At 58.1% G+C, this 21,644-nt stretch carries 24 protein-coding genes; 7 read left to right on the plus strand and 17 right to left on the minus strand.

Features of this window, described 5'->3' with window-relative positions; genetic code table 11:
• Positions 1-20: 20 nt before the first annotated feature.
• From G7048_RS03640 to G7048_RS03660, 5 genes are all read left to right on the plus strand, one after another.
• On the plus strand, positions 21-404 hold the full coding sequence (locus G7048_RS03640) for a hypothetical protein (protein WP_166066843.1): 384 nt from the start codon (positions 21-23) through the stop codon (positions 402-404).
• Positions 405-479: 75 nt separating this feature from the next.
• The gene (locus G7048_RS03645; RefSeq protein ID WP_166066844.1) at positions 480-1,001 is read left to right on the plus strand and encodes a hypothetical protein; all 522 of its coding nucleotides are present in this window, start codon (positions 480-482) and stop codon (positions 999-1,001) included.
• 172 nt (positions 1,002-1,173) lie between these two features.
• The gene (locus G7048_RS03650) at positions 1,174-1,377 is read left to right on the plus strand and encodes a hypothetical protein (protein WP_166066845.1); all 204 of its coding nucleotides are present in this window, start codon (positions 1,174-1,176) and stop codon (positions 1,375-1,377) included.
• Between the two features lie 6 nt (positions 1,378-1,383).
• Complete coding sequence (locus G7048_RS03655; RefSeq protein WP_166066846.1) at positions 1,384-1,614, plus strand: excisionase; 231 nt, start codon at positions 1,384-1,386, stop codon at positions 1,612-1,614.
• Complete coding sequence (locus G7048_RS03660; protein ID WP_166066847.1) at positions 1,590-2,741, plus strand: tyrosine-type recombinase/integrase; 1,152 nt, start codon at positions 1,590-1,592, stop codon at positions 2,739-2,741. Before G7048_RS03655 ends, G7048_RS03660 begins: the two co-directional genes overlap by 25 nt.
• A 209-nt stretch (positions 2,742-2,950) precedes the next feature.
• Here G7048_RS03660 and G7048_RS03665 read toward each other — a convergent pair whose 3' ends face one another.
• Positions 2,951-3,298 carry a hypothetical protein gene (locus tag G7048_RS03665; RefSeq protein WP_240933155.1) on the minus strand — a complete coding sequence of 116 codons (348 nt, stop codon included), beginning with the start codon at positions 3,296-3,298 and terminating at the stop codon, positions 2,951-2,953.
• Between the two features lie 70 nt (positions 3,299-3,368).
• Positions 3,369-4,649: a hypothetical protein gene (locus G7048_RS03670; RefSeq protein WP_166066848.1), complete on the minus strand. Its 1,281-nt coding sequence runs from the start codon at positions 4,647-4,649 to the stop codon at positions 3,369-3,371.
• A gap of 280 nt (positions 4,650-4,929) precedes the next feature.
• Here G7048_RS03670 and G7048_RS03675 point away from each other — a divergent pair, with 280 nt between their 5' ends.
• The gene (locus G7048_RS03675) at positions 4,930-6,171 is read left to right on the plus strand and encodes a hypothetical protein (protein ID WP_166066849.1); all 1,242 of its coding nucleotides are present in this window, start codon (positions 4,930-4,932) and stop codon (positions 6,169-6,171) included.
• 312 nt (positions 6,172-6,483) lie between these two features.
• On the opposite strand, the gene G7048_RS03680 is transcribed toward G7048_RS03675, so the two are convergent.
• The 11 genes from G7048_RS03680 to G7048_RS03730 all read right to left on the minus strand — a co-directional run bounded on the left by G7048_RS03680 (position 6,484) and on the right by G7048_RS03730 (position 18,949).
• On the minus strand, positions 6,484-7,944 hold the full coding sequence (locus tag G7048_RS03680) for an amidohydrolase family protein (RefSeq protein ID WP_166066850.1): 1,461 nt from the start codon (positions 7,942-7,944) through the stop codon (positions 6,484-6,486).
• 103 nt (positions 7,945-8,047) lie between these two features.
• The gene (locus tag G7048_RS03685; protein ID WP_166066851.1) at positions 8,048-8,806 is read right to left on the minus strand and encodes a hypothetical protein; all 759 of its coding nucleotides are present in this window, start codon (positions 8,804-8,806) and stop codon (positions 8,048-8,050) included.
• A 314-nt stretch (positions 8,807-9,120) separates the two neighbouring features.
• Positions 9,121-9,648, minus strand: a complete 528-nt coding sequence (locus tag G7048_RS03690; protein WP_166066852.1) for a lysis system i-spanin subunit Rz — start codon at positions 9,646-9,648, stop codon at positions 9,121-9,123.
• On the minus strand, positions 9,645-9,845 hold the full coding sequence (locus G7048_RS03695; protein ID WP_166066853.1) for a hypothetical protein: 201 nt from the start codon (positions 9,843-9,845) through the stop codon (positions 9,645-9,647). The genes G7048_RS03690 and G7048_RS03695 overlap by 4 nt, the downstream gene beginning before the upstream one ends.
• Positions 9,845-10,474 carry a lysozyme gene (locus G7048_RS03700; protein ID WP_166066854.1) on the minus strand — a complete coding sequence of 210 codons (630 nt, stop codon included), beginning with the start codon at positions 10,472-10,474 and terminating at the stop codon, positions 9,845-9,847. The genes G7048_RS03695 and G7048_RS03700 overlap by 1 nt, the downstream gene beginning before the upstream one ends.
• The gene (locus G7048_RS03705) at positions 10,458-10,685 is read right to left on the minus strand and encodes a hypothetical protein (protein ID WP_166066855.1); all 228 of its coding nucleotides are present in this window, start codon (positions 10,683-10,685) and stop codon (positions 10,458-10,460) included. Before G7048_RS03705 ends, G7048_RS03700 begins: the two co-directional genes overlap by 17 nt.
• 88 nt (positions 10,686-10,773) lie before the next feature.
• Positions 10,774-11,334: a hypothetical protein gene (locus G7048_RS03710; RefSeq protein WP_166066856.1), complete on the minus strand. Its 561-nt coding sequence runs from the start codon at positions 11,332-11,334 to the stop codon at positions 10,774-10,776.
• A gap of 7 nt (positions 11,335-11,341) precedes the next feature.
• Positions 11,342-12,037 carry a hypothetical protein gene (locus tag G7048_RS03715; RefSeq protein WP_166066857.1) on the minus strand — a complete coding sequence of 232 codons (696 nt, stop codon included), beginning with the start codon at positions 12,035-12,037 and terminating at the stop codon, positions 11,342-11,344.
• Complete coding sequence (locus G7048_RS03720; protein WP_166066858.1) at positions 12,037-13,188, minus strand: hypothetical protein; 1,152 nt, start codon at positions 13,186-13,188, stop codon at positions 12,037-12,039. The genes G7048_RS03715 and G7048_RS03720 overlap by 1 nt, the downstream gene beginning before the upstream one ends.
• Positions 13,185-14,102: a carbohydrate-binding protein gene (locus G7048_RS03725; protein ID WP_166066859.1), complete on the minus strand. Its 918-nt coding sequence runs from the start codon at positions 14,100-14,102 to the stop codon at positions 13,185-13,187. Before G7048_RS03725 ends, G7048_RS03720 begins: the two co-directional genes overlap by 4 nt.
• Positions 14,099-18,949 (minus strand): phage tail length tape measure family protein, encoded by a 4,851-nt coding sequence (locus G7048_RS03730; RefSeq protein WP_166066861.1) that lies wholly within the window; start codon positions 18,947-18,949, stop codon positions 14,099-14,101. The genes G7048_RS03725 and G7048_RS03730 overlap by 4 nt, the downstream gene beginning before the upstream one ends.
• Before the next feature lie 129 nt (positions 18,950-19,078).
• On the opposite strand from G7048_RS03730, the gene G7048_RS03735 reads away from it, so the two are divergent.
• Positions 19,079-19,573 carry a hypothetical protein gene (locus tag G7048_RS03735; protein WP_166066862.1) on the plus strand — a complete coding sequence of 165 codons (495 nt, stop codon included), beginning with the start codon at positions 19,079-19,081 and terminating at the stop codon, positions 19,571-19,573.
• Between the two features lie 118 nt (positions 19,574-19,691).
• Here G7048_RS03735 and G7048_RS03740 read toward each other — a convergent pair whose 3' ends face one another.
• The 4 genes from G7048_RS03740 to G7048_RS03755 form a co-directional block, all read right to left on the minus strand.
• Positions 19,692-20,108: a hypothetical protein gene (locus G7048_RS03740; RefSeq protein WP_166066863.1), complete on the minus strand. Its 417-nt coding sequence runs from the start codon at positions 20,106-20,108 to the stop codon at positions 19,692-19,694.
• Between the two features lie 35 nt (positions 20,109-20,143).
• Positions 20,144-20,488, minus strand: coding sequence for a DUF1799 domain-containing protein (locus tag G7048_RS03745; protein ID WP_166070774.1), 345 nt, complete (start codon positions 20,486-20,488; stop codon positions 20,144-20,146).
• Positions 20,485-20,880: a phage tail assembly chaperone gene (locus G7048_RS03750; protein WP_166066864.1), complete on the minus strand. Its 396-nt coding sequence runs from the start codon at positions 20,878-20,880 to the stop codon at positions 20,485-20,487. Before G7048_RS03750 ends, G7048_RS03745 begins: the two co-directional genes overlap by 4 nt.
• Positions 20,881-20,995: 115 nt before the next feature.
• The gene (locus G7048_RS03755) at positions 20,996-21,637 is read right to left on the minus strand and encodes a phage tail protein (RefSeq protein WP_166066865.1); all 642 of its coding nucleotides are present in this window, start codon (positions 21,635-21,637) and stop codon (positions 20,996-20,998) included.
• Positions 21,638-21,644: the final 7 nt, after the last annotated feature.

A 21,644-nucleotide genomic window follows, 5' to 3' on the forward strand; every position in this document is an offset into this window, starting at 1 on the left:
CAGACAATCAAAGGAATGCTATGACTCCCAGCAAAACCAAAGGTAAGAACATCGATCATCTGCGCGACATGCTTTTCAAGCAGCTCGACCAGCTCGTCGATATGGACAAACCTGTTGACCTTGATCGCGCTCGGGTGGTTTGTGATACGTCTCGACTCTTGATCGAAATGTCGAAGGTTGAAGTGGAGTATGCAAGGGTCATTCAAGGCGCAATAACCCTGCCGTTTATCGAGCACCAGGACGGAAGCGAGGAGCGCCCGCACCCAAGCCTTCCATCAGCATCCGCAGGCGACGCAAGCAACACCTCCGCGGAAGATCGCACACTTCAGGCTTTGAAATCCGGACCACCCGATAACCATCCATGGCGCGGTGCTGGCAGTCGTATTCACCGACTCGACCACTGAAATCACTACACCCCCTCATCAAAGCCGCGCTCGTCGCGGCTTTTTCTTTGGCCTCAACAATCAGTAGGTAAAGCAATGCATCCAGCTTCCGCTTTTATCTCGGCGAGTTCGACCACGCTTCCTCAGTCGATCATCATCAACGGCTACCAGCTCCGCGACGCACTCAGCCTGATCGCCCCAGAGGGCACACCCCAGCAGATGGAAACCCCGGTCTGCATTCAGCCAGGCCCGAGACGCATCACATCGCAGGGTGTGGAGCCCGCAGGTCTGTTCTGCTGGCTGGAAGAATACCCAGAGGAAGGCAGCGTTCGGCTGGACGAGAACCCGCGCGATATCCGTCTGGCCACCCCACACGACGAGCGGATCGTCAACGTCGCCCAGAAGCTTCTGGAGGCAGCCCGCTGGGTGTATGGCAATCCAGAAGCGCGAGCCCAGCCCGATGCACGCGCACTCGCCAAAGTCGTGATGCGTTTGGTCCATCCGATTCTCAACGCTCACGCTGACACGATCACCACTGGATCGAAGCGGCAGCACGGGGACTTCATCCAAGTTCCGCCGTTCAACCCCATTCTTCCCAGCCATTCGCCAGCACCATGAAGCCACTGACACCATCGACTCACAATCGCGCCTTCTTGGCGCTATTCACTTTGCCGCCCATCAAAGAAAGCAGCGGCACCGAATTGACCGTGCCAGCCACACCAGCTCCCCCTGTTGTCACGGGCAACCGCGAACTTGATGCCGTGCCCTCAAAACGCGAAGGTTGAACAACATGACATCACAAAACACTCTCGACAGCTTGGTCAAAAACGTCTCGAGCGATGCCGACAGCGAGTGGAATCAATCCCGCGAGCGACTTGAAGCGGCGGCACTTCTTGCTGCGGCAGATCTGCTGGCGCATGCCGGCGCTGCTGGCTGCTGCATTGCTGGCCACGGTGTCAGCATCGAAGTCAAAACCATCGAATTGAACGGGTAGCAAGCTATGACTCCCAAGACACAACCCGCAATAGCCGCTCCGCAGGTCGTGGTCACGCCGTCCAGGTATGTGACGATCGATCTTGCCGTCCACATCACCGGCTTCAGCCGCCGAGCCATCGAGGGCAAGATCGCCCGCGGTGTGTGGTTGCTTGGTCGGCAGTACAAGAAGGCAGACGGCGGAATTTTGATTGACATAAAGGAGTATGAAAAATGGGCCGAGAAGGCAACGGCGTAGAGGTGCGCGACAAGTCCATTCGGGTGAATTTCACGCTGAATGGCGTTCGTCAACGCGTGACACTCGACATCCCGCCCACGCCCGCAAACGAGCGGTACGCTGAAAAGCTGGTGACCAAGGTCCGCACTGCAATCAATCGCGGTACGTTTGATTGGGAGGTGTTCTTCCCCGGCGCTCCACAGGCAAAGGCCAGGAATCCAGCGAACACCTTCGGGGAGTGGTGCGATCTGTGGCTGGACACCAAGGGGCGCTTGGCAACCAAGACCCTGAACCAGTACCGCAACTCGCTCAACGTCTGGAAAGAGCTGCTCGGTGCGGATCGCCAAATGGACGAACTCCAGCACGCCACTGTGGCCGCAGTCGTCGGCAAGACTCCGTGGGCGTCGGCCAAGCTGCTCAACAACTACCTGATCACGTTGCGCGGCGTGTTCGCACTGGCTGGCCGGAGCCTCAAAACGGAAAACCCAATGGCCGGAATCGAGAACAGCAAGCACCAGAAGCCACCGCCAGACCCGCTCTCGTTCCAAGAGATGGAGCAGGTCTTGGCGCACATGAAAAAGCACTGTGACCCGCGCATGTGGGCCTATTTCGAGGTGGCATTTTTCACGGGCATGCGCCCAGAGGAATTGATTGCGCTGAAGTGGGGGGATGTGGATTGGAATGGCCAGACCATTCGCGTTGAGCGAGCGCGAACAGCAGGCGAGGTGAAGCCGCTCAAAACCTACAACGCCCGTGACGTGGATCTGGTCAGCCGAGCGCTGGCCGCCATCCAGTCCATGAAACCGTGGACGTTCATGGGTGGGCCGGATGCCGAGATTTTCCAGAACATCGAGACCAGCAAGCCGTTGCACGATGAACGCAGCCAGCGTGACCACTTCTGGACTCCGACCCTACGGAAATTAGGTATTCGTCACCGCCGGGCGTACCAGACGCGGCACACCTATGCCACAAATTCTCTGGCCGCCGGGATCAATCCGACCTATATCGCTCGCCAGATGGGTCACAAGAACGCGAAGATGCTTTTCACCGTCTACGCGAAGTGGATCGACGGCGCAGACCGGGGGCGAGAAAAGGCCAAAATGGAAGCAATGCTCGGAAACGAAAAAACCGCCCAGAAGGCGGTTTAATCTATTTGGAACATTCTGAATGTCCCTCCAATGTCCCTGAAGCCCCTGAGTCTGGTCAATCTCAGAGAGGGATATTGGTAGGCGCGATTGGACTCGAACCATATCTCTAGGGGAATCGAGTCGCAATCTGTCGCTACGTCACTCTAGGCGATGTGACTGGAAGCGACCAGAAAACCCATCTAGTTCCCTGAGAAGTTCCCTGAAGCTCGCTAGCCCCGGAACTGCCCGTGCAGCAGTTTTAGCTTGTTCGCCAGCGTCTCAGCGTCGTGGCGCATATGCAGGGCCGGGATCGTACCGATACTGACATGCTCATACCAGACGTGAAATGTCTGTGTTTTCGGCATCAAGATCGTGGCATCACGGATCGCGCTCATGATCGATCCTGCATGGAAATCTGATTGCTCCGCGTCACCATCCACGACGGTCACGCTGTACTCGCCAGGTGCGGCCTTCTCGATGATCAACGTTGGAATCATCGCTTCACCTCTGGCGTGAGTTGGATTGTTGCAAGTTTCGATGAGCGACCTGCACGATTCGGCTTGATCCAGTAGGTCCATAGTCCCTTCATCCACGCCAGCGCGTACAGCACGCTCACTCTGAAACCACACATTTGAGCGCCAGATAAGCCTATCTAACTTTACTTGAGCGACGGCCCAACAAGCCGAACACACCAAGGAGCGATGCAAGAGAAACCAAGCCCGTCCAACTAGTAGCTGGAACCGGCGCTATTTCCTTGATCGATGCAGGCGCTAAGGTAACTGTCGCTGTATTGTTGGTAGCAATGGGATCTTGTGGACTTCCCATCTGGGGCTGCGCAGTTATTCCGTGCACGTCAATCGATGCGACGCTAGGACCCATCCATGAAACCGAATAGACTGCAGTTTGACCAGAATCCAACGGTTGCGTTGCACTGATGGGGCCAGCACCCGATTGTGTCAAGCAAGGTGAACCTGAAGGTTGAAGCACACAAGTCCAAGCAGCAGTGACCCCATTAGCGACTCCCGGCAAAGGATCCGAAATAACAGCAGTGGTGGGGTCTGGTCCGTTGTTGTAAACGCTAAACGTATAGCTGTATTGGTTCAAACCGCCAGTCGGTACTTTCGCGACGGTGCTTGCACCAACAATGACCTCGGCAATAGCCTGCCTACTCATTGTGAAAAGCGTGTCATCCCAAGAGGCGCGACCGTCGGCGTTTAATCCCGTGCGATAGAGGTAAAAGCGCAACGCGTACGGCGTACCCGGCTGCAACGTGATTCCTGGCCCCGGCCCATCCGGCGCACGAACAAACTGATAATCCACTCCGCCAATTAAGCTCACGTCATCTACTTGCTGCAACACTCCTCCAATGGAGTTACCAGCAGCATCCACCACATACGCAGCATAGCCAAACGAACGGGGATGGATATTACCATTTAGATTCCAACGCTTGGCAATCAAAGCCGCGTTCAAATAAAATAAAGCGGACGATTCCGTGGAATCCGCATACATCATTGTTCCGGTTGTAAACGGAAACTCAATGAACTGCTGCGCATCAATGGCTGAGGACGCGTTGTTCGTCGACAAGCCAGAAATGATTTGGAAGTCCAGATATGTTGCATCGGGACTCGCACTCAGTCCCCCACCAAGTCGCTGCGGGACCGTTCCGGCCAAGAAATTTGTGTCGTGAGTATCACCTAACACAGGTGTTGGTCCCGTACTTAGCCCACTAGATCCCGGATACCAGTCTTGACTCAGAGTCCCCGGTGGACGGTTGCTCATCCAACCAGCAACCCAGCCGTCAAGCCCCGAAGCACTTGTCGGGGCGAAAACATATTGCTGCCCAAAGCTTGAAGTAGATGCGCTTACAACTAAAAATGCGCACGCGATAGACCTAAACTTCTTTGCATCTAAAAACATTTCTGCAACCATTTATCGCTTCCTGCTGAAATTTGCGTTCTTTAACATCATGCTACCAAGACAGGTGGGATGACTGTCAACTAGAAATCGCTTTTTTTCTTGAGCTTCAGTCGTCTGGTCTGTAGCAACATTGAGTTTGAGCGAATCGTGTTATGTCCTTAAAGCAGCGCTCCGCACTCCAAAGCATGGGGCCGAGCTTTGTGGCCAGCGTGGATTGGGTCGCTCTGGAGCGGCGCGAGAGCGACCCTACCGCCGCTCTGGAGCGGCTCTAGGTGCAGACTGTGGCACAGTCATGGCTACTATGAAAATCCTGATGCTGCTCGAACCAGTGGGCTATCGCGAGGGCCCTCAGTTTCTGACCTGCCACCTTTTTTGGGCGGATCTCATTGATGCAGCCGTTCGGTGCTTGGGCGGCATATTAGCGTTGGCCTCCAACAATACAATTTGTGAGCACTGGCAAGCAGTAGACGCGACGCGGCCCTGCTTTGCCATCGACGAAGACGCCGTACTGGCTGATTTCGGAGGCGACCGGCATTTTTACGCGAAAACCTTGTACCGGAAGTCGCTGCATACGAACTATCTATGTCGCAGACTCAAGGAAATCAAGCAAACCTTTGAACCCGATTTGGTTTTAATGACTTCGCAAAACGAATTTGTCCGTTGCGTGTTCGCCGCCACACCACAATTGTGGCTGGAACAATCACCTCTGCCTCGCTTAGGGCAGCCTTTCAGAACATTTTTCGACCCCTGCGGCCATCAGGTTGGATCAATGTTGGAAACGTGCAAGCAAGACATTATCTCCCTCGCCCTTGACCCGCTGCGCCGCTCGCAGATGGAAGCGTCGTTCGAGCGGGCTATGCAATTCACACAGAATGTCGATCCGCGCGCTGATTCGGCGCGCCAGGAATTGGCCGAGCTCCGGGTCGATCACAAGGTCGCGCTGCTCGCTACTCAACCCAGCGACTGGGTCACATTCGAGGGGGCGGGTGGAACGACGCCGCTGCGCGAACTGGTGCTGGACTGGGCCCACGGCCTTCCTCCGGGCTGGATAGGTGTGCCGACGCTCCATCCCGGGGATCAAGCGGGCCTATTCCTTTCGGAGTTAGCGCCGCTGAAAGATCCGAAACTGTACTGCTTGTCCCCAACTAATATCATGGGACTGACGGACGCACTTATCCCTAAGGCCGATGGCTTGGTGACGCTTAGTTCGAGCTGCGCAATGTCTGCCCTTTTGCTCCAAAAGCCTGTAGTGGTGACCGGCAGCAGCCCTTTTCGGACATGGGGCGTTGAGAGCCCCGCACAAATCGAGCAATGCGCACCGTTGACGGATGACCAAGTGGTCGGATTGCTGGCTTTTCTAACCAATCGCTACTCTTTCGCGCTGGATGACATGCGTAACGACCCAAACATGCTGGGGGCATTGTTTGTCGAAACCGTAAATCGCAACGGCGCAGCACATGCTTATTTCGACCTTTCCGGTTGGAGGATAGAGAAGTTCAACCGATTGTTCTGTTGGACAGAAGGCCAGAATTGATTACGAATTGTCGAGCTAGTGATCGAGACTCAACCGGCTCCTTAGCCCGAACTTATGATGCTCTGGCGTGGAGCAAGAGCGACGTCACCTACATTCTGGAACGACTCCAGGCGCACGAAGAGACGCCTCAACCCGGCACAGGGTACGGGGTAATGTCGGGATGTTACAGCGAGACAACGAGGGGCTCACCGGAAGTGGCCAACGCTGGCCGGAAGTAGTGCCCATCCGGCAACAGACGGCCAGTATCAAACATCCCAGCAAGTGAAATGAGTGACTGCCACCCTCAGATGCGGAATTTCGTCTTGTGAAGCATCAACCAACGGTGTTTTTGTAAATCACCCCGTCCTTCATAACGACGGCAAGGTTTTTTTCGGGGTCTGCAAACAGCTGTATGTTTGCCAGCGGGTCGCCATTGACTAGTAGCATGTCTGCATAGGCGCCTTCTTCAATCAAACCAAGTTTGCCAGGATACGGACTGCGTTGCCCTGACATGGCGAGCACCTCGGCGTTGACGGTTGTTGCAGTCGTCAGTATTTCGAGTGAGCTGTACCAACGGGTCATCTTTGCGAGTTGCGCCCCTTGTCGTTTGGCCAATTTCGCATCAAACAATGTGTCCGTGCCCCATGCCGTTTTCAGCTTGTATTTCTTAGCCAGCGCGTAGGCGTTGTCGGTTCCCTGCGTCATCTGCAACTGCTTGGCGCGGTTGAGCGAGCCCTCAGGAAAAGGAGTGGCGTCCTCGTCATCGAGAAACGGCTGCATGCTGAGCCAGATGCCCTTGTCGGCCATGATGCGGGCCGTGGAATCGTCCATCAGTTGGCCATGCTCAATACAGCGCACACCGCCTCGAATAGCGGTTTGAATTGCGCGTGCCGTATATGCGTGAACGGTGACGTAGGTGCCCCAGTTTTCTGCGGCGTCGACCGCCGCACGGAACTCGGCTTCTGTGTACTGCGAAACGTCTATGGGGTCATAGTTGGACGACACCCCGCCGCCCGCAGCAAGTTTGAGCTGGCTAGCTCCGTGCATGAGCTGTTCTCGCGCTCTCTTCAACACTTCAGCAGGACCATCGGCTATGGCACCTCCGCCAATTGCGTCGCCGCGGCTCAACGGCGCGCCCGGGGAAGAAGGCAGTTCGTAGAGCTGGCGGTAGTCCCCATGGCCCGAGGTCTGCGAAATCATAGCGCCAGAGGGCCAGATACGCGGTCCTGCAACCAGTCCGGAGTCGATGGCGCGCTTCAGACTAAAACTCGGACCGGCCATGTCGCGCACACTCGTAAAGCCTCGCAGCAGCACATCCGTTGCTTCTTTTGCGGCTGCCAAGTTAATGAAGCCCACATCAGCAGTCAGCAACTGACTGATGGGTAACGAAGCCATCATGATGTGGTAATGGGCGTCAATCAGCCCTGGCATCAAGGTGCGTCCACCACCATCAATGACCTTGACCCCTGTTAGCGGTACGGCGCCAGACGCCCCTACCGTTTTTATCTTATTTCCTTCCACAACCACAGTGAGTCCACCACGGAGTGCATTCGATTTGCCATCGAATACCTGCACATCTGTGAAAGCGACTAGCCCCCTTGGAGGTTCGCCATTGATGGCTGAGGCCGCTTTTGGCCACAGTGCGGAGACACCTGCGGCCGCTGTTCCTGCCAAAAAACTGCGGCGCGACAGCTTGTCGTCCACCTGTTCGCACCACCTAGCAAAGGCAGGGCTATGGCAAATACACTGGAACAAGCGTGGCGATGAAGCATCGGGAATGGCGGAGTCAGACATGGCGTAACCTTTCAGATGGAAATCGACGCCATGACCTACGCCAGAAAGGCGCGCTCAAGGCCCTGCGTTGCAAGAACTGAGTGTGGGAGGGGCGGCAGCGTGTTCAGAATTGCCACGTTAGCCCTAAAAGGGGGCCCGCCATGTGGATGTCAATCAAGGTGCCGCTGCGGCGGTAATCGAGTGACAGATAGCGATAGCCAGCCGAGACGTAAAACGAGTCCTGCAGCTTGTAATTCAACGTTCCAATTACCTGCCAGGTGGACTTGGAATCCACGCCAAAACCGCCAACATCGCCATACACAAGGGCAGACCACCGGGGCGTCAACGCTTTGTTGAAACGCACGGCAAGGACGGGGTCTACTATGGAAAGACTGGACTTCGCGTTGATCCCAATCGCTGGAGCACGAGCTGAGACCTTAATGTCCCAAGCTCTCATGCCGGCCAACAGGTCCACCGTTGAACCGGGTTCATCAAACGCTCGGTAGCCTCCCGCCAACGTCAGTGAGGTATTGCGTAGTTTGCCGGTAGCGCCAACGCCTGGAGCTACTTCTCCGTCTGCGCCAATGCTGGAGTAGGTTAGGTCGCCGAAAAGAATAAGGCGACCACGTTGCGCGAGTCCCGACACAAATGCGGCCGCGTTGAGATCGTGCAAAACATCGCGAAACGAATTGCTCATCTCAACCGATGGCGTTGCCGCCATGGGGCGTATTGTGCCCCCCATTCCGGCCATCCAAATGTATGGGGTGACCTGAAAGGCCCAATGGTCGAATCCCTCCTCCGCAGCGGCAGGCATAGAAAGCAGCATGACGCCTGACATCGCAATCATGCCGTTTAAAGACTTTGATACCCAGAGCATTGCCATTCGTTGGACCTTCGTGGGTTTGGTCTTGCATCATAGTTGGCCGCACCCGATGATGTCCAGCGAACCAGCAGGTCGCTTAACTTATTTTCAAGGGACGAACTTGAACGCCCTACTGTGAACCAGGCGCTCAGCAATTCAAGGCCAAGGACGGCTTTGGGTCGAGACTGCGTGAAAACTCATTCAATCAGGAAGTTCAGAGGTCTTCTCAGCATTCCCCGTCTCAAGAAAAACGCATACAGAGCAATCTGAGAGGTCAGTTTTTTGTCGAAGTCAGTGCCGAGCCCGTTTTCGACCGCCTCGGTAGTATCCGAACGCTACTTGTCAACCTTCATCGCTTCAACCCCAGACCGCCAGCAGGTTTCAGCATACCGCTGAAGGTAGTCGAGCTTTTCGGCGTCAAGCTGGACGGACTCTCGGAGATCGAGAACACGGCTTGCAGCTTCGCGGTCGAGTTCGACGGCTGCATCGCCCAAGCTGCTGGCGCTTGAATCTGCGGCCCCGCCACCGGTGGGCTCACGCACGACTCGGGTGACGATGCGCACCCCGCAAGTGCCAAGACGCACGCACTCGCGCAGGCTACGGTTTTCTTGATCATTTTTGGCGATCCTCTCTGTTGCTGATTTGTCGGCTATGCTGATTGCGGCGTTCGCGGCTTGCTCGAGCTTGCGAACTGCGGTCACAGCGTCGGTCGTCTTCCGCGCTATCCCGGCCAGCACTTCGGCGTGCTGCCGCTTCACGTCGGCCTGATCGGCACCGGTGCGCCAGCCGTTGACGGCCCAACCAGCGGTAAGGCCGAGCGCGAAGAGAACGGAGGCGATGATGGCTTTGGCGTAGGTGGTCATGCTTGCTCCCATGGCTTACTCTTGGCCTCGGTTTTGATCACGGCTGAAATCTCGCCCCTCGGCACGCCGTCCTTGACTAGCGCTTGAATGCGTTTCGCCATCCATGCAAGCTCGGCCTGTGGGATGCCAGAGAACGCAGACATCGCCGCCACTCCGTTGTAGGTTTTTCCGTCTTTGTTCCTGAATTGCTCAAGCATCACAAACCCTCCTCACACAACTCCCCATTGGCATCCGCCCGGACCATCAACCCCGGCAGCGCCACGGACACGCCATTGACCGTGCCTCTGTTCCAACGCGGGTTTTCGCGGCACGCGCCCACCAGGTCGCCCGCATTCGCCTTGCGCAGCATCGTGGACGACGCAAAAGCGCCCTCGCCTTTGTTGTGCAAGAAGTCGATGAACGTGGCTTGAGTGAACGCGCCGTACGTGTCCCACAAACGAAGAAGCCGCTTTGCAGCGGCCTCGGATCGGATGTAGCGGGCTTTCTCAAGCCGGTAGCAGTCACTCGGCGTGTAGTACCTCAGCACCACATCCGGGCCGGTGATCCCGTTGCAAACAGTCAGGGGTTGCCCCTTGCCCAGCTTGTCGATGTACGGGTCGCCAATGTGCCGATAGCTGGACTCGTAGTAAGAGCCCATCACCATGGCGATCTTGACCGCCGTGGATGTGCTTGTGTCCTCGGCTACGGCTTGGATGTACTCATTGCGCTTGGCTTCGGCTGCTGCAATGGCTTGCTCGCGCTCACCGACAACGTAGCCGCCACCCACCCCACCGAGCAGGACAAGGGCCAGCAGGCCCGTGCGAAGTGCGTCAGGAATTTTGCTCATCACACTCTCCAAACTTGCACGCCCAGCGGCCCCATCGATACCGGCAGAGCCAGCGGCACAGCTTGCGGCCCAAGTCCGTCTCTTCGCGCATCCACTTGCGTGCGTAGTAGCCGATCTGCACCAGCAGCAGCACCACGGTCAGAACCATGATGATCCATTGGCCCGTGAGCAAAAACGCCGCTTGCCCCGGCACTTGTCCAGCCAGTCCCATTGCAATATCCCTCGCCTCTGTTTGATTCATCGTTGGCCTTTCGGAAAAAAGAAAACCCGCCGAAGCGGGTCTGTTGGTGTTGTCAGGCTCACAGGGCCTTGGCGTAGTCGAAGAGCGCCTGCAGGTCGCCCTCGGACAAACTGAGCGATGCAGCCAGCATCTGCACGGTCGGGCTATCGCTCTCAATCGATGCTGCGCCCTGCCAGTCCACGCGCGCCCGGTAGCGCTGCGTCTCGTCCGGGATCTGATCGATCTGTGCATCGATGTCGCTGTCCTTGATGCCTCGCAGGTCGAACAGCGCGAGCAGCGCCTGACGTTTTGTGATCGTGATTCGTGCTGCATCTGCTGAGGCCTTTTCATCGGCCACGCGCTGCGCGTCGATTTGCGCCAGCTCGTCGCCGTTCAGGGCAACGATTTGCCACTTTTGCGTCAGCACGCCGCCCACTTTTTTCGGTGCGATCTGCACGGCCTTATGAGTCGTTGCGTCGTGCTCTGGCTGGACCGTGGCCGAGTAGCTCTCGAAGTGCTCCAGCACTCCCTCAAACTCATCCGCGATCATCGCCACGCGGCCCGCCTGCGCAAACCACGAGCGCATATCACCAACCGACAAGCCGAATTCGCCCGTTTCTGTGTTTCGAATGTTGTTCATGTGATCCTCAATTGATCAGCCCGCCCAAGCGCGTGCCCGTGGCGATCCAAGTGACTTTGCTGTTGCCGTTGACTGCGTTGCCAGCGGCCACTCCCGCCTGGGCATATGACTCATATCCAGCTGCCGAATAGTTGCCTCCCACGGAGCCATCAGCGCCAGCAGACCCAGCAGTACCCCATGCGCCACCATTTCCACCGGGGCCGCCGCTGGCCCATGGGCGCGTGCCAACGACGGAGCCGGAATATTCGCTGTAGCTGCCGCTTGCGCCATTGCCTGCAGCCACAACTGTCAGCGAGCTTGCATTCAGGAAGCCCTGCCCATCACCGCCAGCACCACCCGCACCGCCGACTCGACTAGCGCTGTAGTCACACCAGACTGATGCTCCCGCGCCGCCCTTGCCGCCGCCACCGCTGATGATGCCGAGATTGTTGATCTCCACGGCGACGCCAGTGGTCAATGCGGTTCCTGAGTTCAGCACACCGCCGATCCGCGTGGATGCGGAAATGTTGATACGCAAGCCACCCGCGAAAGCTGTTGATCCAAGATTCAGCGTATTGATCAGTGGTGCGGTGATGTTGACGATCAGCGGTTTGCTAGGACTCCAGCCAGCAGCAATGGCGAGTGCGCGGATATCTGGATTTGCGACCGAGGCTGTGATGTTCAGCGTAAACGCTCCACCACTGGCAGCGATCAATCTGGACATCACCATGGGTGCAGCCCTCCGTCGTATGCCTGCCAATTGCCGTCCTGCCGAGCCACGAGCGTGACAGTCAGGATGTGACTCGCGACGCCTGCGCGGATGCCGCCCACTGGAGCCTTGACATTGCTCGAAAACGCAATCGACGAGACCGAAGGAAACGAGAACATCAACGTGATCTGATCACCCGGCTTACGCGATGCAGCAAGCGTGACTGTCAGCGGAGCACTGATGTCGATGTACTGCAACGTGGCCTCGCGGGGGTTCGCCGTGTACGCGGAGCCGGGTGCGGAAACGTACTTCGATTTTTCCATCAGCGAGATGTCGCCGAAGAATCGCTGCCACGAGCTCCACGTCGAGTCGTGCAGCGAGCGGACGAACATCGACGACTGCTCAGCGCCGGCAAAGACTTGCCATGCGATTTGAGTGCGCCGAGTCCCGGAGCCAAACGTGAATACATTCCAGTACGACGGAAACCCCGATGCAGGCCAGTCCGCGCCAGCAGATGCAGTACCGGGAAAAGTCGCCCACTGCCCCAGTGGCGCATCAGACATGTACGCTGCCTCAGCCATCATCTGAGCGCCGCTTGTCACTGCATTGGTGATCCCGTACCCACTGACTGTTGACGGCTTGTTGAGCACCTGAGTCGCCCAATCTACCGTGGCCGGATTCCCCACACCCACAACCCACGCAGTGCCAGACCACCAGTGCCAGCTGGAGCTTGTCGTGTTCGTGTACCACGCGCCCACCTGGAGCGCCGCGCCTTGGTTGTCGGTCGTTGGGGCGGAGGTCTTCGCGCCGAGGTAGAGCTTCTGCATCGTGGCGAGGGATGCGGCTGCCGTGCCCGCACTGGTCGATGCCGCCGAGGCACTGCCAGAGGCAGCCGTTGCCGATGAGGCTGCTGCATTCCGGTAGCCCATGGCGGCGTTCGCCTGCCCATCCGCAGCCGTCGCAGATGCTGCTGCCGCACCAGCGCGTTCATTCGCCGCCGTCGCGTTGTTCCACACATTTTGGATCGCCGCATTCATCTGGCTTACCAGCTTTTTCAAGGCCGCGACAAGGTTGAACGACTTCGTGTTGAACTCTGCTGGCGTGTCCGTTGGCAACGGCTCAGGGGGCAGTGCGTCAATGCCAGGTGGCGTGACAATATCGGTCATGTGAGACCCTCCAATTCGATTTCTGAATCCGCGTAGTCGGTGTAGTTGAGGATGATGTCGAACGACTTGTAGAAGCCGTAAACGGTCGTCGATTCGTACTTGCTGGAGCCGATCCAGAGGCACGGTGTTGCGCGAACTTCAGCGAGGAAATCGTTGAACGCATCGACCTCGCCCGAGGTCATCAACATCGAGAAGTTGGCCCGCTTTGCGAAGGCTCGCTCAACGATCAACACGTCCCCGAACTCATTGCGCTCCTTGCGCGAGTAGTCCTGAATTCCGACCCGTGCACCGCGCAGAACACCCATGGTGAACTGCTTCATTTGTCCCAGCAGAATCACACCGACTGCAAGCTCTGTCGTGCCGATAATCTCGATCACAATCTCTGCTGTTGGGTAGCTCGGCAGATCGGTTATCAGCACCTGCGTCGGTGTTCGGCGCTCCCCGAATACCCACTCCCACCAGCCAGTCGAGACCGGCGTGCTGGCGAGGTTGTAGGTCTTGTCGTGGACCGTTCCGTATGTCGGATCGATCATTCGAACCCGCATCGACGTTCCGCCCTTGATGTTCAACACACCGAGCGATGTGATCGCCTGCCCGGGCCTCAGGCTGTACCAGATGTTGGACGGAAAAACCGTCTGACTGGACACAGATTTATCGAACGCCTTCCATCGGTTCGTTGCCCCGACTTCGAGCCATTTCGGTTCTGCAACCACTGCCGTTGGATCGTTGCCAACATTGCTGGCAACTGTGCTTTGATAGACCTTGTGCGTTGCGGCCACAATGACCCGATCACTCACGCCATAGCTAGCGCTGGCGTTCCATTCACCGTAATCGGCTTCAGGAACACCAGTGCCAATAAGCATTGCAGGGGTGATCGAGACAGGCCGCACTACACGTAGTGCGGTTGTACTCATGCAGGTTGTTCCTCTCGTTGCGGTGGCAAGCCGCCACCTTCCCAGCGCTCCACGATCTTTGCGATTCGCAGATTGAGCCGGACGATTTCACCGGCCTGAGCGCGGTTGTCTTCACGCAGTGCGCGAACCTCTTTCAGCAATTCGCCATCGCTGCCGGATCCGCCGTTTTGAAGTGCTGCCATGAGCGCCCGGTTATCCGCTGCCGGAATGATTGCCTCTCCCTTGTGAACCATTGCGAGCATGTCGTTCGGAACGTAGTTCGTGCCCACGGCAAATTGCGGGATTCCCAAGCGCTTGCCAGCATCGATGAGGTCTTGATAACCCCAGCCCATGACTGCCGCGATGTCGTTCATCGAGTAGCCCTGAGCCTTGCCGTCGTTCAGCATGCCCGCGACATCGCCCGTACCGCGCCACTTGTCGATCCACTTGTCCAAGCTTGTCAGCTCTTCCGAGTTGTCAACGACATACGTTGTGCCAGCGCCTGTGACGACCTCGCGATACCAGCCACCCGAACCGGTTGGCCCGCTCTTGACGGGATCACCAGCGACAGCACCGTTGCCCACAGTCGGCCCGGTTGTGCCGGGCTTCGTGGTCGTGCCTGTTGTGGGTGTCGAGGTCTTGAGGTCGTAGAGCTTGTAGATGTCACGCACGGCCTGCTCGACCGAGATGGTGGCGTCGTACTCACCCTTGCTGATCGCAACCAGTTCCTTGATGTTGGAAAGCTGGTCCTGCAGATATTTGGTCTGCTTGTCGATGCTCGTGATCTGTTGATCAAGCGCTTCGAGTTGCAGCTCTGCGGTGGTCTTTTGCTCACCGGAAATCGACTGCAGAGCAGACAGCTTCCCAGCCAGCAGCAGCGTGTCGTAGTCCTTCTCGACTTGTGAGCGATATGCCCCCGCATCGATACCGGATCGCGCCGCACTGATCGCCTCGGACAGCTTTTCCTGCTCCGGCAGATAGCCAGTGCTCTGCGCTGCGCCGAGAGCCTGCTCGATAAACAAGCGCCCTTGCAGGGCCTGCATCTCTGCAGCACTCTCCACCGTGCCGTACAGGTCTCGAGCGTTCTGCCGCACAAGATCAAATACGCCAGTGATGAGGCTCAGTGACTCGTTCGCCAACGACCGTTGCTCGGTGAGCGCGGCCTTCTGGTCATTGAGTCGGTCAACCTCGCGCGCCGTGGCCTGCTCAAGGTTGCGCATTGCCTTGTTCTGCGCGTCCTCTTTGGCTTTTCGCGTCGCCTCTGCCGCAGCCGCCTCCGCAGCCTTCTTGGCCTCCTCTGCCGCGCGCTTGTCCTGCTCCTCCCAAATTTTGCGCTGCTTGTCGATGATCGCGTCGCCGTAGGGCAGCAGCTCCTTGATGCGTTTTTCACGCTCCAGAGCCAGCGCCTCGGTGTCCTTTCCTTGGGCTTTCAGTAACTCAATGTCGAGATCGAGATTCAGCGTTGCAAGCTGATCGGCGGCGTTGTAGATAGTGTTCAGTACGTCGGAAATTCCCATGAGTGCGGCGTAAGTCTTGCGCCCGCTCTCGGTGGTCAGATCCTGCGCATTGAGCAGTGCCTTAAGCTCCTCGCGCGTCTTCGGAATCGAGTCAACGCCAATAGCCTTCAGTGACTCGCTCACCTGCTTGTTCACCAGGTCGAGCTGCTCAACTTGGCTGAGGTAGTTGCCGATGAAGCTCTGAATGGACGATGCAAACGCATCATCACCGCCGAACTGATCAACAAGTGACGAAGCCATGTCAGCGCCGACGACAGACACCTCCAGCAAGTTGTCTTTCATGACATCGAGCCAGTGATTGACCGCCACCATGCGAGTGCTCAGGCGGGCCAGTGTTTCCGACCGCGTTTCTTCGCCCTGTGTGTACTCATCGGACGCAAGCACCATCGCTGCCATCTCGTCGGCAATTCGCTTGAATTCCTCCGCAACCTTGGTGTTGATTTCGGAGTCGGTGAGCCCCATCATCGAGATTTTGAGTTTCGATGAAAAGCTATCGAGGCTATCTGCACTCAGCCCAATGGACTCGGCCATGTCGGCCACACCATCCTTGACGCCGCCGAACATGTCAGCGAGCCCGCTACGGGTCTCTTCATCCAACTCCGAATATTTGGTTTTGTTCGAGCGGAACCAGCCTCCTTTGTAATACTCGAACTTCCGCCCCTCGAAACCCGTTTCGCCGCCGACAGTACCCTCCACCCCCGCGTCCTTCAGCGTGCGTCCAAACATCTTGTTGAACGTGTACGTCATCACTGGCGCACCAGTCAGGATGTTGGCCCACTTGTCGCCTACGATCTTGCCAAGGATGGATGTTTCAATCTGGTTGCCGATGCCCAGCGCTTGGCCCGCGCCCTGTCGCCCAAACTGGTTGATGCCTTGGCCATAGAGCTTGTTGGACATGAACATGCCAGCGATGACTGCTAGAGGCCATGCGGCAGACATGCCAGAAAACGCACCGGCACTTGCTCCGCCACTCGAAGGGATCATCCCGGTCACTGCCGTAGCCGCGCCGCTATATGCACCCGATGCAGCCGCTCCGCCGCCAATCCCCAACAGCCCCTTAATGCCTGTAAGGACAGTTCCCATGATGCCGCCGCTACCGGTAAACATGCTGTAGATCGAGCTACCCAAGCTCGCGAGATTGGACAAACCACCAAGGCCACTTGAACCGCCTCCGCCCAGACCAATCGCACCCATTGCGCCTTGCACAACGGTGTTGATCAGCCCGGAGATCGGAGCCATCACAGCGCTGATGATCGGCTTCAACACCAGTGTGTTGAACATGTTTTTCAGCGTGTCGCGGAAGTTCTCGGCCATCGACTTGCCGGACTCAAAACCGCGCAGCAGAGCGTCAGTCAGGGACTGGTTGATCTGGTCGGTGGTCTTGGTCCAATCGTCTTGGATGGCCTTCGAAACAGCGGCCTCACCCTCGATGCGCTTGGCCTGCTCAACAGTCGCACGGGCAGTGTCGCGCCCGACTCCCGGCTCCATTTGGTCGATCTTGTCGAGTTCTTTCGCATACTTCAGCTCGACCTGACGAAGCGCAACGATCTTGGCGCGCTCCACCGATGTCAGCCCGGAAAGCGCCGCCTCGTCCTTGTACGCCGCGGCCATTGCATTGGCGTTCGCAAGCAGCTCGTTTGCATGCTGATTGATCTGCTTGAACTCACCTGCACGGGTCTCATTGACAACCTTCAACTGCGCATCGAGCTTGGCGTAGAGCGCCGCGATGTATGCCGGGTCGTAGCTGCTATCGCTACCGCCTTCGACCTCCGCAAGTTTGGCGCGAATCACCGCGAGGCGGTATTCCTCAACCGCAACCTTCCCCTTCCCATACATCGCGTTGGACGCAGCCAGCTCTTCGGCGTTCTGGTTCAGAGCCGCTGCAGATTTCAGCGTCTCGTCGATCAGGGCTGCATATTCGGTCTTGGATTTCTCCAAGCCTGCAATGCGTTCCTTTTCGCCAGCCACCTGCTTGTCCACGGCTGCGAGCGCCTCGGCAGCGACCAACGCATCCTCCTTGCGCGCGCGGGCAACACCAGTGATGCTGGTCTTCAATTCTTCCTTGATCTTGATGACCAGCTTCTCGCCTTCGGTCAGCTTGTCAGCTTGCGCGCCCTGAGACTCCAGTAGTGCCAGGTACTGCTTTTGCGCTTCCGTGCGCGCCTTGATCTGGGCGACTTCGTTCTCACCAACACCAGCAGACCCCGCGCCAGACTTTTTGTCCTTGTATTTGTCCTTGATGTCGGCAATACGCTCGCGCAGACCCGCCTCGGTGAGCAGGCCCGCGTTGATGAGCTCACGCCCCTCAACCTCGGCCTTACGCACCTCCTCGTCGCGCTTTGCGGCCTTGGACTTGAACTGATCGCCTTGCTTCTCCCACTCGAAGAATTGCTGGCTATTTTTCGCGCGCTGCGCCTCGGTTTCAGCACCGCGCTTCATCATGCGCTCTTGCTCAGACAGCAAAGCGATCTGCTGGCGCAGGTGCTCGTTACCCTTCTCCCAGTTGCCGCGCACCAGCTCGTTCGTCGGGCCGGATTGCATGCGTTGATCCAGCGACTTGCGAGCGGTCTCCAGTTGCTCACCCACCGTGGCGGAACGGCCGACATTGAGCATGGCGTCCCAGCCAGCCTTCGCGGCGTCCTTGATCGCGCGCCAACCACGCTCGATGTACCCGAGGTTCGCAGTGATCTCGCTGGACCGGCTTGTCAGTGCGTCAGCATAGGCGCGCTGCGCGGCGGCGGCGGCTTCGGTGGTGCGCCCTTGCTCTTCGAGGCTCTTGATCTGCTTGTAGACGCTGACGGTGAGGAAATTGGTTCCCTCGTTCAGCTTGAGCACTGCGGACAGCGGCTCATTGGCAAGCGACGCGAACTTTTCTGCCGTCTTGGTGGCGGCTGTGCCCGTGGCGCGCTCATACTCAACCGCAGCTTGCGCCGCCTCTTTCAGCACATCGTTGGTCACCTTGCCGCTTCCGGCCATCGCGGCCAGAGACTCGGCAGCCGCTGCTTGCGTGCCGACAACACCGCTGATCTCGCGCGCGTAGGACGAGAGTTGCGAGACTGTGGTGCCTGCGGCGTTGCCGGTCAGGATGATGGCATTGCGGTACTCGTCTGCTTCTTTGCTGCCAGAGTTATAAGCCATCGCGACGGCGGCAAGGGCCGCAATCGTCAGTGTCACCGGATTTGCGAGCAGCCCCAAGAACGCACCACCGAGCGCCTTGATCGCTGGCACCAGACCGCCAAACATGTCGCGCAGTTGCCCGCCCTGCTGCAACATGACAGTCATTGGCGCTTGGCCGCCTTGCAGCGACACGATGATGTCGGTTAGCTGCGCGGGCACGCCGCGCAGCGCCATGGTCGTCTCGCCTGCGGTTTTGCCGTAGGCGTTCAGGGTCTTGGTGTTCTTCGTCATCTCCGCATCGAGCTTGGCGATGCTGGCAGACGCCTGATCAGACACACCAAGATCACGCGCGCGGTCGGCGAGTTGCTGGGTATACGACTTGCCGGACGCGGCTGCGCGTTGCTGCAGATCGGCAAGGAACTGCGTTTGCTCAGCGAGCTTTCGCTGCGCCTGGGCGGCAGCGGTCGTGCGCGCCTCTTGCTGCTCCAGCAGCGCAATCATCGGGTTCAGCGCGTCGCCCCACCCGCGAACGGCAGCGGTACTCTTGAAGTACGCCGCGTTGTACTTCCCAACACTTGCGGAGCCGCTGTCCAACGCCACAATTTGGCGCTCCATGGATCGCTGTGCGGTGCGCGCGCCCGACTCAAGATCGACGCCGCTGCGCTTGATGGAGTCGCTGATTTTCTTCTGGGCAGCGCCGATCTTTTCGGACACCTGCCCAGCACCATCGCCCATCGACGCAATGCCCTTGGCTGCATCCTGCCCAGACTTGGCGACGTCTTGCGCCATGTCCTTCACATCGCGCTTGATCTGCTCGAGACCTGTTTTGACCTCGGAGCCATCCACGCCAAACGCTAGTTGTGCTTTTCGTTCTTCGTTTGCCATGCGGACCCCAGAAATGCAAAAGGCCCGCCGAAGCGAGCCCTAGAAATGAAAAAACCACCCGAAGGTGGTTGTTTGGTTGGGTGTTAGATCGTCATTTCCACTCGCCTTCGAGTTTCTTGATGTCCACACCGCCGTTATCCGTGATCTTCACCGCAACACCGGAGAGACTGGGGGCAGCGAATGCAAAGGCCGCAGCCCGGTACTTCACCTTGACTTTGACGACCGCATCAGCGCCGACTTGTCGGGCCTTTGCAGCGAGTGAGGCGTAGACACGAGTGGTGTCGCCGTGCACGGCCTGATTTGCGCGAAGCTCGCCCAGCACCTCGAATTTGACTTCTGCGGGCAGGTCGCCCTTCGTCATCAGAATCAGCTGACTCTCGGGGGTCCACTGCTCGCGCGGGAGCGGCCTCAACAACTCAATGTTCTCGCCCGCGTAGGTGGTCGTTTTCGACCCGGCGCAACCGGCCAGCGCAGCCGCAGCAAAGATGACCAACAAAGCAATTCGCATGTGCCCTCCAAAGAAAGCAGGAATGCTACCAAATGTCACTCTTTGCGCGCCTGCTTCGCCCTTGTCTCGCGCTCTTCATTCATGACCGCCAGCGCCTCAGATTCCATCTCGACCACGTCGTCTTCGAGCTGCCGCGCATCGTCATCTGAGAGATTCAGCCGCTGCACACGGGCGAACAAGACGTTGTGATCGATTCCGAAGGCCACGCCATCGCTGACCCGCCACTGACGGCGCAATGCGAAAAAGAGCTGGAAGGCTTGCTCGTTCTCTGGCCAAACCTCTACACCCTCGTCTGCATAGTCCGTGCGCTTGAAACCGAAAGCCGCCAGCTTAGAGTCCGATGGTTCGGACTCGTAGAGCGCGCGTGCGGCCTCTCTCAGTTTCCCAAGCGGCCATCGGCCACCGCAGCGCGGTAGGTCTCCATGATCGCAGCCACAGCACCCGGCAGTTCATTAGCCAGTTGCTCGGCGCTTTCTTGGTTCAGTTCGGCATCCACATCCCAGCCCTTGAGGATGTCCAGCAAATAGATCGCGTTCTTTTCGACCGCGCGGCCCAGCAGATCGCCAAGCGTTACTGTGGTGTCGGCTTCTTCGCCAATCTGATCGGCTTCTGCCTTTGCGGTCTTCGTGATCGAGTCGATGAACTCGCCGAACTCCTTCTTTGTGCGGTACTTGAAGTCGCACATGATCGCGCCTTCTGTGCCGTCCAGCATCGCGAACTTAACCTTGCGCTTGAAGGATTCGGGGCGCTTGCCGAGGATGATCTTTGCCATGATTTATTGCTTTCGAAAGAGAAAAGACCCTTCCCGCATACGTTCGGGAGGGCATGAAAAAGCCCGCCGAGATTGCTCAGGGCGGGCGGTGGCAACCGCTTGCGCGGAAGGTTGATCAGTAGCGGACGGGGCGACCTTGCAGCGAGAACGTGGCCGTCACCTGCATCACTTGGCCCTTGGTCAGAGTCGGGGTCTCGTTGAACGACACGTAGCCGTTGTAGAGAATTGCCGAGCCGTCTGGCAGGTTCACGCGCAGCGCGCGGATCTCGCGTTTTTCGCCGGCCACCTTGAGAGCTTGGTAGCCCGGCAGCGATGGGTCATCGCCGATGCCGATGGTGATGGACTGCGCGCTGGTGGTGGTGGGCAGTTGGCGGTCGAAGTCATCTTCGAGGAACGAGCCTGTCCAGAACTGTTGATCGCCGCCCTGCGTTTCCACGCTCAGGATCTGGGGAATCTGAGTCCATGCAGTAATTTCGCGCAGCGAGCCGCCCGAGGAACCCGCAGGAAAGCGGTTCGTATCGGTGGTGTCGGAGCCAGCGATCTCGATGGTGTTGGCAGCGATATTCGCGGCCTTCCAGATGCGTTCGCTGATCTTCTGCCATGCGGTTTTCAGCTCGAAGAACGAGCCGTTGGCGATTGCGTGGGCTGCGCTGGTGAGCACGCCGGGAGCGCCGTTGGTGATGCTGGAGACTGGCTTGGCGGTGCCGTAGCCAGTAGCGATTTGGATGGTCGCGCCATCAGGGAGACGAATAGCCATGTTGGGC

Source organism: Diaphorobacter sp. HDW4B (genome assembly GCF_011305535.1).
Lineage (GTDB): Bacteria > Pseudomonadota > Gammaproteobacteria > Burkholderiales > Burkholderiaceae_C > Diaphorobacter_A.